The organism is Telmatobacter bradus, from assembly GCF_048629425.1.
In the GTDB taxonomy this organism is placed as follows: Bacteria; Acidobacteriota; Terriglobia; order Terriglobales; family Acidobacteriaceae; genus Telmatobacter; species Telmatobacter bradus.
Genome location: NZ_CP184532.1, coordinates 2,424,953 through 2,437,069 on the forward strand (window position 1 = coordinate 2,424,953; position 12,117 = coordinate 2,437,069).

The window sequence follows — 12,117 nt, forward strand, 5'->3', positions numbered from 1 at the left end:
AGGAAAAAGGAACTTAGCATCCAGCTTTCGGTCTACAGCAATTCCGAAAATGCTATACGCTGCTTCTGCTTTAGGAAACCGTGGTCGGCGTTCCAAGGTTCAGTGCCGAAGCCATCAGCGTATTCATCAGCGAGAAGACCTGCGAGGCGGCTTGATAACTCCGCTCCAGCGTCGCCAAAGTCGATGCCTCGTCGTTCAGGTTCACACTGGATTCCGAGCTGACCTGCGACTGCAACTGTGACACCGAGGCGTTTTGCGCAGTGCTCTGCGTCTGCACCTCGGAGACCAGCGCGCCCAGATCCGTCAGCATCGTGGAGTAGTAGTCGGAGGGCGTTGCACCATTGACAATCGGCGCGGTCGCCAGATCCGCCATGGCTACCGAATTCGAGTTATCGCCCGTGCCCGCCGAGGAAGAAGCCGCCGCAATGTGATTCGGGTCGGTCATGATCACGGCCATCGTGCCCGCGCTACCGGCTACCTCATCCTGCTGATAAAAGACGTTCCCGGCATCCGAAGTATCTTCGTCCAGATCCGTTCCCGCATTGTTCAGCGCGTTCACCTGGGTTGAGATGCCGTAAGCCAGCTGGTCAAGATGCCCGAGGACGGTAGAAATATCCTGATCACGCGCCTGCAGTGCTCCCCCCAACTGACCGCCTCCCTCGTACAGCTTTGAGGTAATGTCGGCCGAGCTGGTGGAACCACTGCTCGTCGTCGTCAGAAAGACGTCCGTCACACCATCATTGGCACCTGTGGTCAGGGCGTTATACGAGTCGCCGGAGACCAGAAGCTGGCCATTGGTCGTGGTGATCTCCAGACGGTCCTGCCCGGTTGCAACCTGATTGATGCCAACCAGCTTGGAGAGATTACTGATGTCCTGCCGCCGCTGGTCTTCAAGCGAGAGGTTGTTTTCCGTATTTCCCTGTGCTTCAATCTGCTTGTTCAGCGAGGCAATCGACTTGGTCAGCGCGTTGATCTGGCTGACGGTGGTTGCCACCGACTGGTTCAGGGAGCCCTGCTGCGCACTCAGATTCTGAGAGGCGCTGGAAATATTGGCGGCCAGGGTCGAGGCCGTCGACAGAACCTCTTCGCGCTTGGACTGATTGGTCGGATCCGATTCCAGCGAGGAGAACGAATCAAAGAAGCTGGTCAGGTTCGTACCAATATCGCCCGACGAAGTGGTGCCTGAGCCGGTATTGACCGAAAAGACCGACTGTACGGAATTGAGCGCCGTCAGACGCGCGTCCGAAGCCGAGGCCAGTTGTTGCTGCTGATCAAGCCGTTCCTGCAGAACCGTGTCGGCCGTCGATTTGATCGTGACTACCGAAGAGCCATCGCCATAGTGAATGCCCCGGATCGTGAGCGGCGCATCTTCCTGCCAAACCGCCTTTTCCGCCGTGTAACCAGGCGTATTGGCGTTGGCCACATTGTTGGAGACCACGTTGAGCGCTGCCTGATCGGCATCCAGCGCCTTGCTCATCACGCTGAAGGCTGAATTAATTGTAGCCATGGACGCTCTCCGCTCCTGACCACTCACCAGCAGCCCGCTCGCCATATTCGATCTGGCCCATGCGGATCTCTCTCAGCCGGTGCATTACCCGCAGGTTGGCGCGGGTCGCATCCAGCACCCGGGAAAATACTTCCATCGGTACCGCAGCCTCCCGGGCCTGACGCGTCAGCCGGGCTTGCAATCCATTCGGAATCGGTGTTAGCTCCCGGTTCAGCGCCTGGCAACTGAGTGCCAGCTCCTCCAACCGGTCGGCATCCAGCTGAGCCAGCGCCCGCGAAGCCTCTACCACCATGTTCTTCAATTCCGGATGCCTGTTCTGCACCCCAGATTCGAGCATCTTGTGTTCCTTTCCCATCCCGCCAGAGAAACCCATCCCCCAGCGCCCTGTTCCTGGCTGATCCAGCCGCCGTTTCCCGGTCTAGCCTGGTTCTGCCGTTACCCCACGACATTTCTTCTGATCAGTTCCGGGAGGTACCATCCATGCCCATCTCCGACCCGTGTTCCAGCAAGCTCCCGCCAGGACAAGCCGAGCGGTCCATCTTCGCTTTAGGCAGTCACCATCATCGAATCTGTGATCTTGGAAGCCACGGCCGAAGCCGGAACGTTATAGGTACCAGAGGCCAGTGCCGACCTGACCGCTGCCACCTTGTCCATACGCACACCCTCATCGGAAGCCGTCTGCGAGACCTGCGTTGCCGCGCTGCTGACCGTTGCGCTGTCGCTATCGAGCGCGCCTGATTCATTGATGGCCGCCTGGTTCCTGGCGTTGGCGGCGACCTGTGTGGTCTACGAGGCCTGCGAAGGACCCAGAAGCGACTTCAATCCATCCAAACTACTGCGAATATCCATGGTTTGCTCTCCTAATATTTCGTATCGGCTTTGACTCAAAACACTTCAGTCATTTGAACTTGCTCATCATGGTATTGTCGTGCAAAATTCTGGTTACTCGACAAAGGGTTAAGGGTTACTAATCTGGGTACTATTATGCACATTACCCTCCGGAGAGAGCGAGTGAATAATTTTGTTTGCGATCCCAAAACCGCCCTGCTGGCTAAGCGACTCGCCCAGCACCTGGCCGGCGTAGTCCGACAGCGCACCGGTTGAGCCGCAATCGCTCTCGTCTTCGCTGTCCGACAAACCGTCCGATCCGTTCAGGGGTTGCATTAACTCTTTCATCATCTGCGCCTCAAACTCATGAGCCGCCTTCGTCATGCGCACCTGTGTGAGCGACGCCCCGGGCGTGGTTGTTGCGCTGCCGTATACCGCTGAAATCTCCATCAGAGCACCTCCACATCTGCTTCAAGGGATCCGGCTTCCTTCATTGCCTGAAGAATCGAGATGACGTCCCGGGCCCCTGCCCCAATCCGTTGCAATTCCTGCACCAAATCCTCAACAGTCGCCCCTTCTTTGAGTTCAATCCGGTTCACAGGGCGATCCTGGGCCTGCACGGTGGTCTGCTGCACCACCTGGGTCGTCCCGTTGGAAAATGGCCCGGGCTGGCTGACGATCGGCTGGGTGATCACGTTCACGCTCAAACCACCATGCAGAATCGAAACCGGTTGCAGCCGTACCGACCCACCAATGACCACCGTTCCGGTACGCTCGTTGACCACTACGCGGGCCTTGGGATAGACCGCCACCTCGGTGGATTCCACCCGGTCGAGCAAGGCGACCATATCCTCGCCCGGCAGGGGCACCACGGCCACCCGCCGACTATCGAGGGCATGGGCACGGCCTTCCCCGATCGAGAGATTGATCGCGTCCGACATCAGTTGCGCGGTGTGAAAATCCGGCTGGTTCAGGTCGATCATCACCGTCCGTAACTGCCTCAAATCAAAGGGAACGCTGCGCTCCACCAGGGCTCCATCGGGAATGCGGGCCGTGGTCGGATGATTCACCTGACGGCTGCTTCCGCCGCCGCCCGCCATATAGCCACCCAGTACCAGAGCGCCCTGTGCCTGGGCATAGATCTGACCATCCGGCCCGTAGAGCGGCGTCATTAGCAGTATGCCTCCCTCCAGCGACTTGGCGTCGCCAGCCGAACTGACGGTAATATCCATCTTCTCGCCCGGCCGACTGAAAGGTTCAAGCGTAGCCACCACAAAGACGCCGGCCACGTTCTTGACCTGTAACTTTATGTCAGGAGGAAGGTTAACGCCCAGCCGCCCCAGCGCTGCTACCAGCGTTTGACCGGGAAAGACCGCCTGCTGGCTGTCACCGGTGCCGCGCAGACCCACCACCAGACCGTAGCCGATCAGTTGGTTGTCGCGTATGCCCTCAATGACGGCCACATCCTTGACCCGCGACTTCTGCGAGACGGCCTCGCCCGGCGCACGGACTGCCAGCAACGCCAACAGACAGAATGCCAGCCCGATCCGCGCCGCAAGATTTCCTGACCCCTTCACCACAGCCTCCCTGCTCCAACCATCCAGAATCGAAAGATCGCCGTCCCGTCTATACGTTTTTTTTCCATTTTTCATCCGGTCCCCGTTTCCAGATCTGCACATTATTAGCCGTACCTAACGAAATTTGCCCTAAAGATTAAGACTTCTCTTGCCTGGTAGCCGTAAAAATGAGAACTTGCTCATCTTGACGCGTTCTGCTTTGCTGACCTGTGCAAGACAAGCTCTCTTTCTGCGGGCGATTCCTGTTCATGGTTTGCCCTGCTGTGTTTCGAGCATGGCAGCCCGTCCTGGCCCCAGAGCCCGGCAATGCACCGGAGCTCCCCCGATCTTCAGACGCACCTGAAACGTGGCGCCCTCTATGGCGGGTTGCAGGGCAATCCCCTCGTAGCGGGCATTCACATGCGAAAACGTCTCTTCCACGATCACTGGATCCCCGGCCAGAATCACCGGGGGAACGGAGCGTGAGGCTCCGGCCAGCGCATGTGCGGCTGCCAACTGCTCCTTCTTTGCCGGATCCGGCCGGGAGAGCAGAATCAATTCTTCCGGACTGGCCGGACGGCTGAGATTGCGCACCAGCACCCAGCGATTGCCTGTAAACGGATCGTCAATCTCGCGCACAATGCGCGTTCCAGGTGGAATCGATGCCTCTGCGTCCATGCTGGCAAGCAGGGGCTGGCTACCTGCAAAGCACACTGCCAGCAGCAGACAGGCACTTCTCCACCACACTCTCCCTGTCGGCATCTTTGCTTCCACCATCGTTCTACCTTTTTCCTGGTTCTGTTGCATCTGGAGCCAGTCGCTTCTGATTCTGTGGCTTCTGCTTCGGGCGACTTCTGCCTGCCAGCACAACTTCTGGCTTCATCCTTTTCCGCCCAACAGGCTACCCAAGATCAATGCGCCATGTTGTTGACCTGCGAATACATATCGTCGGCTGCCTTGATCACCTTGGAGTTCGACTCATAGGCACGCTGGGCCAGAACCATCTGCACGAACTCGGTGACCACATCGACGTTGGAGTTTTCCAGGTAATTCTGCTGCAGGGTGCCCAGACCTTCCGTGCCGCCGGGATTACCGGTCACCGGATCGCCCGAATTCTGCGTGCCCACCAGCAGATTGCCACCCACTGCAGCCATTCCGCCAGGATTGGGGAAGGTGGCCAATTGCACCTGTCCGAGCTGGCTCGGATTAGTCTGCCCGCTGATGGTCGCATTCACCACACCGTATTGGGTGATAGTCACGGCCGTTGCATTGGCCGGAACCGTAATCGTCGGAATCAGCGTATCGCCATCGGTGGTCACGATCGTGCCCTGGCTGTTCAGATGAAACTGGCCGGCGCGTGTATAGGCGATGGTGCCATCCGGACGCTGCACTTGAAAGAAGCCCGTGCCCTCAATGGCCAGATCGTACTGATTGTCGGTCTCGTTCAGCGAGCCCTGGGTATTAATGATCTCGGTGGCCGCTGACTTGGTGCCCAGACCGATCTGCAGACCGGCTGAGATCGTGTTCTGGCTCTGCGCCGCACCGGGCGTCACTACATTCTGATAGACCATATCCTGAAACTGCAGCCGCGACTGGCGAAAGCCGGTGGTCGAAGAGTTGGCCAGGTTATTGGCAATCGTATCCAGGTTCATCTGCTGGGCGCTCATACCACTGGCCGCCGTATACAAAGCTCGAATCATGGGTTCCTCACTTGTAAAAAACCTTAGATCTTAGGCAGATCCTCAGTCGCAAATTTGTTGAAGTCGGTATGGAAAATAGTCAAAGCCTTCTGCATCATCTCGGCCTGCCGCTGCATGACGATCATTTCCAGCGAACCCTGCACCACATCCTGATTGGCGCTTTCAAGCGCGCCCTGATGCACGGAAGCCTCGCGTGTGACTGCGGCCTTGACTCCTTCCGGAGCCCGGTAGCGGTTGGCACCCTCTGGAATCAGCTCCGTTCCCTTGGGAAAGCCGACCACGGCGATCGTCGCCACCCGGCCGCCCGCCACCGAAACACTGCCGTCTGCGCCCACCGAAATCTGCCCCGGCGGAAGCTGAATCTGCTTGTCGGCATTCGAGAGCACGGCCTCGCCGGCCTCGGTCTGCAGCTGACCGGCAGGCGAACGGCGGAAGCCGCCATCGCGCGTATAGCGAATGCCGCCCGCGGTCTGAATCTCGAAAAAACCCTGCCCTTCAATGGCCAGATCGAGCGGATTGCCGGTCTGCTGCAGTGATCCCTGCGCCTGATTGAGCAAATCGCCGCCCACCAGGCCAAAGTTGTTCACGGTATGCCCCAGCTGCGAGTCGGTTGCATCCGGCCCCATCAGAACAGAGCGGAAGTACTCCCGTTCAGCCCGATACCCCGGCGTCTGCGCATTGGCCAGATTGGTTGCAGCCATATCCAGCGCCTGCGTGCGCGCCACCAGTCCAGTCATTGCCGCATAATACCCACTATCCATCGTCCGCTTCTCCACTGCCCGGCCCAGCATTCCCCGGATCATGGTCAGTGCCCGGAATTTCCGTGCACCAGACCCCAGCGAATGCCTCTCGGGCGTTCTGCCCTGAAAGAGTGCAAACGGAAGACCGGACGGTGGAAAAAGAGATTAGGAGAGATTCAGAGTAGGGGGAAAAGGGGGGAAGAGTACCAGAATATGCGCACGGGGCAAAAAATAGCCAAAAAAAGGAGGGAAAGATCCTGAAAAAGGGCTTAGTTGCGGCAGAAATCCTGTTTTTTGAAGACTCTATCTTTTTTGGGAAAGCAAATGTATTTCACCTGTCAAGACACGGCCTCCTGCTCACAGCCGTATCTTGACAGGCAGTCTTAGGTCACGCACAGAAATAAGTCTTTAAGCTTGGAATCATCCAAGTTTAAAGTTTCTCTCTCTGGGACATTGTTACCGGCAACTGCAACCAGACTGAACCTTCTGGAAGGACCTTGGGGACCTCTTCCAGAGTTCTCTGCTTCCATTTTGCAGGCACATACAAGGGGTTTTACAGAAGACTCTCCGCACTACAACAGAGAGCTACTGCAGGCCGTCACAAACGATCGTCACTTCAAAGGTCTGATCGTCGAAGGCATAGATGTGGTGGAGCTGGAACTCGGGCGCCTGCACATGCAGGTTATAGTCCCGTCCGGTAATAACCGCCGGAACCGACAGACCACAATTCGCGCTCAACTCCGGCACCTTGCCCTTCCAGGCACCAGCCAGCATGTTGCAGATCTCGCCGATACCGTCTTTGACGATATCGTCGATCTCACTGAACTCCATGCCGGTCATACTGGCGGCAATCTTCAGTGCACCATTCCCGCCGGTCCGGAAGACACATGCACCGCTGAGCAGTCCGCCAAAACCAACCACCGAAGTTACAGATTCAGGCTCGGGATTGGGCACACTCTCAGTACGTTGGCAATTCACCCCCAGCATCAGGTGAAAGACTTCTTCCACACTTGCATCCAGGTTTCTGGGGTCGGAAACCAGTTGCACGGACTCACGTAAGGAAACCGCCATTTCTTGCTCCATTTCGCGATGAACGATCAATCGGTTTCGGACGACCGCCGCAGTTCGAACGCCATTCAACATACGGACACCTCCGCCTAGGCAGCGTTCACCAGAGGCAAAACCCGTTCCTTGACCTGTTCGGCCGTGAAAGGCTTACGGATGTAACCCTGGGCACCAGCCTGAATGGCCTGTTTTACATGCTCTTCACTCGACTCGGTCGTGATCATCACTACCGGAACGCCGGGGGCAAGATTCTGCAGCCGGATCTGGCGCAGAAACTCCAACCCATCCATCGAGGGCATATTGATGTCAGAAAGAATCAGGTCAACCTGCTTGGCCTTCAATAGATCCAAACCCTCAGTGCCACTGCCAGCTTCATGCACAATCAGCGGGTCGAGACCGGCCTGCCGTAACGCACGTTCCACGATTTTACGCATCACCGAGGAATCATCCACAATCAATGTACGAATTTCACTCATGCCCTAGCTCCTCTGCTGTTGTGCCTATCGGCTCTCTACGCCTTTCCTTGAGTGGGATGCAAGAAAACTTTCAGAGCCTGCTATGCAGAATGTGAACAGAACGACAGAAGAACAGAGCAGGAGCAGCTTCCCTTGCGCTGATTTCGGATAAGGAATTTTCGGAATTGCTGCGGATCAGAGGAATGCTCTTAAGTGCCTTTTAGATCAGGATAAAAGCCCCCAGAAGAAGGTTTGAAAAGTCTAGACGTTTGCTGAAAATGTTCTGGAAGTATGTATTTTCATTCGCTTGGCGGAGCTTCCCTGAAGAAATTCCGCCCCCCAACGAAAAGCGCCAGACTGTTAACCAGTCTGGCGCTTTCCCTTTTTTTCACTGTGCGCGAATCGTACAGATCAGATCCTGTACCGAATCCGCATCCGGCATGGGCCCGGTCTGTTTCTTCTTCCAGAGCCGCATCCAGAAACAGTCGTGGACTCGTATCAGACGTGAATCCACGGGTTTGAAGCGCTCCAGGCGACGGCTGATGGCCTCGGCTAGCACCGGCTCGCTGACAGCTTCAATCAACTCGGTGGAAGGAAATCTGGCGGCCAGAATCCTGGTGTGCGCGGGACGGAAGAGCGACTCCTGCACCACACCGCTTTCCACCCGCAGCCCTGTCATCCGCTCCAGTGCCAGCGCCAGAACCGGATCCAGACGATCCTCAAAGCCCAGATAGAGGATCTTGCCTGCCGCCACCCGCAAGGGCAAGGCACCAAAGGCATCCACGAAGAGACGTGGCACCAATGGGGTCAACCCCTCGGCATCATGAAACTCCATACCCAGCACCGGGCAGCCCCACTGCATGGCGAGAGCGCGTGTAACCAGAGGCTCCCCCACACCCTGCTGGCGGACCAGCCAGTAACCGAGTCGCCCGCCGCCGGCCGTCTTTTGCGCTTCGACCGCCTTGCGCAGATGCTCGCTGGTAATCCAGCCTTGGCGCATCATCAGCAAACCCAAGGGGATGCGGTGACGATGCGTCTCTACCGGACCACCCCAGCCGTCCATCTCGCGACGCAGAGCCGCAGCCACCAACGACTGCGTGCACTCCGGCGAGCAGCTCCAGCCCCCTTCGACCAGCGGAGCCGTACGGCTGCGCCAAAGATGCAGCCAGCCGGAACGGCAGACTGGATTGGCGCAAGACTCGAAGAAACCAGGACGCGGTGAAGATGCGGCGGATTTCTCTCCGACGCGCATCGCCATCTCGTTGCGTGTGCGCTGCCGCGCCTCGTCGATGGCTGCCATCAATTCCTTTTCCTTTCCAGGGGTTAAAAGAGGCATCGGATCCCTTCCAGCCGTTTGCGCGGCTCGGCCACTTCCGTGATCCGAAGACCAAAGTTGCCATTGACCAGAACCACATCTCCACGGGCCACAATCTTGTCGCCCACCACCAGATCCACCGGATCAGAGACGTGACGGTCCAGTTGTACGACATCGCCCGGACCGAGGTTCAAAATATCGGAAAGCGGCAGCTCCCGGCAGCCAAAGCGCAGAGAGGCTTCCAGTTCCACATCGAGCAGCAGTTCCAACCCAGGCGAGAGCACAGGTGCGGACGTTGCATGCGCGGGCGAATGGGACGCTGGAGGCGGCGGTGGGGGTGCCTGAGGGGGCGGCGCAGCAGCGGCGGGCTTGGCGGTTTCCACTGGCGGCGCGGCGGCAGGCTTGGGAACCCGCACATCGTCCTTGACCAGAACCGTCCAGGCACGGTCGCCCGACTTCAGCTGAAAGGTGTGCGAAACCTTGCTTTCACCCTCGATCGGTTCGATGATGTCTACCCGGCACTTCTTGCCGGTCTTGGCCAGAAGGTCTCCGGCGGCAGCATCAAAGGTCTCCCGCAGTAGTTCTCCCCAGCTGTCCTTCTGCCCTGGCCCGTCGCCGAGCAGGGGTGCTTCCAGAATAGATCCGTCGATGACGACGGCAAAACGGCCCGACTCATCTCCATTGACGGTTGCGGCCCAGCCAAATGAACCGGGCGAAAGTGGTTTGGGCAGTGAGTCGACGAGCTGGGGCTCCCCGACCAGTGCCTGGGCAAACAGATCTGTAGCAACGCGAATCCAGCAATCTACGTAGTTCATTTTTTATGCCTCACCCATTTTCCGCTCCATGATGGCGGCACGATGCGGGCCCTGGCGCACGGCACGGGCCTCTGTCAGAGTCTGGCCACCCACGCGCCAGATGGGCGGCGTGTTGGCCGGTATATCCAGTTTGAGTACCTGACCCGGCTGAAGATTTTCAAGATCGCGGGCCTGCAGGCGGGTGGAGGGCAGCTGCAGTGAGCAACCAAAGCTGATCTGGCGGGCGGTCTCTTCCATGCGGTGCCGCATGTCGTCGGCATGGCGGCGGCGGCGGGCCCAGTCCGAGGTCAGGCGACGCAGAATGGTGTTGGCCACCACGGCCGGGAAGGCCAGATTCAGCAGACCCGAGCTGTGCGGCATGCGGATTTCAAAGCTGAGGCAAAGCGTCTTTTCCGTGACGTTGATGATGCGCGCCACCTGGGTCTGCATCTGGCGGCGTTCGAAGTTGAAGCTCAGGCCCACCGGCTGCCAGGCAGCGGTCAGTTCGCGGCAGATAATCTCCACTACCGACCCGAGGATCGATTCTTCAATGTCGGTCAGCTCGCGCAAGGGGCCATCCTTGCCCTCGCCACCGAGCAGCAGGTCGATGATCGGCGGTGCCAGACCGAGGTCCAGCTGCATGACCGAAAGTGCACCGAGCGGCTCCAGCCGTACCGAGGCAACATAGCTGATTTCAGGAATGCGCAGCAGAAATTCATTGAACTGGATCTGCTCGGCCGAGACCAGATTGACCTGGAAACGGGTGCGCAGCCAGGCGCCCAGATTATGGGTAAGATTGCGCGCGAACAGATCGTTCAGCATGCTGATGGCGCGCAACTGGTCGGTCGAGATCTGACCGGCCGAGGCAAAGTTATACGGTACGATCCGGGCTTTTATCTCGGTATGTTGCGCGTCCGGCGCCGAACTGCGCGCTGCCTGGAATAGCGCATCGATCTCATCCTGTTTGAGCGTCTTCTCGATCAACTTGTTCCCCCCTCGTGCTCTGCTCGTTGACGCCGGCCTTTTTTAGAGCATTTTCGGAATACACGTAGACTTTTTAAGGGGCTTGCAAGGTGCCTTTTTCTTGAAGAAAAAGCACTTGGCATCCTGCTTTTGATCTACACCCATTCCGGAAATGCTATACCGGCTCATAGCCAGCTTCTGCTACTGGCTGCGTTCCGCTTTCTTCTTAACTGTCTTTTTCTCAAAGACCCCGCGTGCGGCCAGATCGCGCAGCGCACTGCGCAGATGAGCCACCGCCGAGGCATGTACCTGGCTGACCCGCGATTCCACCACGCCGAGCGCCAGACCTATCTCGCGCATCGTCATCTCCTCGTAGTAGTACAGGGTCATCACCAGCCTCTCGCGATCGGGCAGATGCACAATCGCATCAGCCAGCCGTTCCTCCAGTTCGCCGCGCAGACAGCGGAAGAGCGGGTCTTCTTCCGGACGACCCGGCACATAGGCCAGCTCCTCCTCGCCCGAGTCCTCGTTGCGCTCCATGTGCAGCGTGCCGATCTCCAGTCCCTTCAGATCGCCCAGCAGCTGCTGGTAGTCTTCGAGACTCAGCCCCAGCTCGTCCGCCACCTCAGGCTCGCCCGGCGCCGTGCCGTTACGCGCCGTCAGGGTACGGATCGCCTCTTCCACCGCCCGGCCCTTGCGACGCAGCTCCCGCGGACTCCAGTCGAGCGTTCGGAGGCTATCAAGAATCGCGCCCCGGATGCGGAACTGCGCATAGCTGCGAAACTGAACCTTCTTGTTCGGGTCGAACTTGGCGAAGGCGTCCATCAGCCCCACCACGCCTGCCGAAACCAGATCCTCGATGTCCACATGCTGCGGCAACCGCTCGTGGATTCGCCGGGCCAGGAAGCGGACAATGGGCAGATGCTCGAGCAACACCCGCTCCTGTTCGCCACTGAGCACGGGCGAGGGTGCCCCCGTCGCGGGCGGATAATTCCCGACGACTGCGGTCGCCCTGCGCGCCGACCTTTGATTGCCGCCCACCGCCATGTTTTCCAGTGCCATGCCTTCGACCTCTCCTTGTTGGCTCATCGCGGAGCTTTTCTTCTGCCGACGCTCCGTGGTCTTTCTTGCTGCCTTCATGCCATGAGCCCCAATCCTGCTTGACTGCCGACCTGAACCGCTTTGTCTGCCGCA

Annotated in this window: 13 protein-coding genes and 1 pseudogene; all 14 read right to left on the bottom strand. The window is 58.5% G+C overall.

Annotated features, from left to right (window positions below; translation table 11 throughout):
- Positions 1-70: 70 nt before the first annotated feature.
- The 14 genes and pseudogenes from flgK to ACOBR2_RS10175 all read right to left on the bottom strand — a co-directional run bounded on the left by flgK (position 71) and on the right by ACOBR2_RS10175 (position 12,012).
- Positions 71-1,507, bottom strand: a complete 1,437-nt coding sequence (flgK, locus tag ACOBR2_RS10110) for a flagellar hook-associated protein FlgK (RefSeq protein WP_420239890.1) — start codon at positions 1,505-1,507, stop codon at positions 71-73.
- Positions 1,494-1,844 (bottom strand): hypothetical protein, encoded by a 351-nt coding sequence (locus tag ACOBR2_RS10115; protein WP_420239891.1) that lies wholly within the window; start codon positions 1,842-1,844, stop codon positions 1,494-1,496. The genes flgK and ACOBR2_RS10115 overlap by 14 nt, the downstream gene beginning before the upstream one ends.
- A gap of 209 nt (positions 1,845-2,053) precedes the next feature.
- Positions 2,054-2,269 (bottom strand): annotated as a pseudogene (flgM, locus tag ACOBR2_RS10120) (flagellar biosynthesis anti-sigma factor FlgM); the annotation flags it as partial.
- A 195-nt stretch (positions 2,270-2,464) separates the two neighbouring features.
- Positions 2,465-2,785: a hypothetical protein gene (locus ACOBR2_RS10125; RefSeq protein WP_420239892.1), complete on the bottom strand. Its 321-nt coding sequence runs from the start codon at positions 2,783-2,785 to the stop codon at positions 2,465-2,467.
- Positions 2,785-3,987: a flagellar basal body P-ring protein FlgI gene (locus ACOBR2_RS10130; protein ID WP_420239893.1), complete on the bottom strand. Its 1,203-nt coding sequence runs from the start codon at positions 3,985-3,987 to the stop codon at positions 2,785-2,787. The genes ACOBR2_RS10125 and ACOBR2_RS10130 overlap by 1 nt, the downstream gene beginning before the upstream one ends.
- Positions 3,988-4,158: 171 nt before the next feature.
- Positions 4,159-4,653, bottom strand: coding sequence for a hypothetical protein (locus tag ACOBR2_RS10135; RefSeq protein ID WP_420239894.1), 495 nt, complete (start codon positions 4,651-4,653; stop codon positions 4,159-4,161).
- 149 nt (positions 4,654-4,802) lie between these two features.
- Positions 4,803-5,591: a flagellar basal-body rod protein FlgG gene (flgG, locus tag ACOBR2_RS10140; RefSeq protein ID WP_420239895.1), complete on the bottom strand. Its 789-nt coding sequence runs from the start codon at positions 5,589-5,591 to the stop codon at positions 4,803-4,805.
- A gap of 23 nt (positions 5,592-5,614) precedes the next feature.
- Positions 5,615-6,352 carry a flagellar hook-basal body protein gene (locus tag ACOBR2_RS10145; protein ID WP_420239896.1) on the bottom strand — a complete coding sequence of 246 codons (738 nt, stop codon included), beginning with the start codon at positions 6,350-6,352 and terminating at the stop codon, positions 5,615-5,617.
- Between the two features lie 564 nt (positions 6,353-6,916).
- On the bottom strand, positions 6,917-7,402 hold the full coding sequence (locus ACOBR2_RS10150) for a chemotaxis protein CheX (RefSeq protein WP_420239897.1): 486 nt from the start codon (positions 7,400-7,402) through the stop codon (positions 6,917-6,919).
- A gap of 86 nt (positions 7,403-7,488) precedes the next feature.
- Positions 7,489-7,872 (bottom strand): response regulator, encoded by a 384-nt coding sequence (locus tag ACOBR2_RS10155; protein ID WP_420239898.1) that lies wholly within the window; start codon positions 7,870-7,872, stop codon positions 7,489-7,491.
- A gap of 367 nt (positions 7,873-8,239) precedes the next feature.
- Positions 8,240-9,187, bottom strand: coding sequence for a hypothetical protein (locus ACOBR2_RS10160; protein WP_420239899.1), 948 nt, complete (start codon positions 9,185-9,187; stop codon positions 8,240-8,242).
- On the bottom strand, positions 9,175-9,981 hold the full coding sequence (locus ACOBR2_RS10165) for a FliM/FliN family flagellar motor switch protein (RefSeq protein ID WP_420239900.1): 807 nt from the start codon (positions 9,979-9,981) through the stop codon (positions 9,175-9,177). Before ACOBR2_RS10165 ends, ACOBR2_RS10160 begins: the two co-directional genes overlap by 13 nt.
- A 3-nt stretch (positions 9,982-9,984) precedes the next feature.
- On the bottom strand, positions 9,985-10,944 hold the full coding sequence (locus ACOBR2_RS10170; protein WP_420239901.1) for a flagellar motor switch protein FliM: 960 nt from the start codon (positions 10,942-10,944) through the stop codon (positions 9,985-9,987).
- A gap of 180 nt (positions 10,945-11,124) precedes the next feature.
- On the bottom strand, positions 11,125-12,012 hold the full coding sequence (locus ACOBR2_RS10175) for a FliA/WhiG family RNA polymerase sigma factor (protein WP_420239902.1): 888 nt from the start codon (positions 12,010-12,012) through the stop codon (positions 11,125-11,127).
- Positions 12,013-12,117 lie beyond the last annotated feature (105 nt).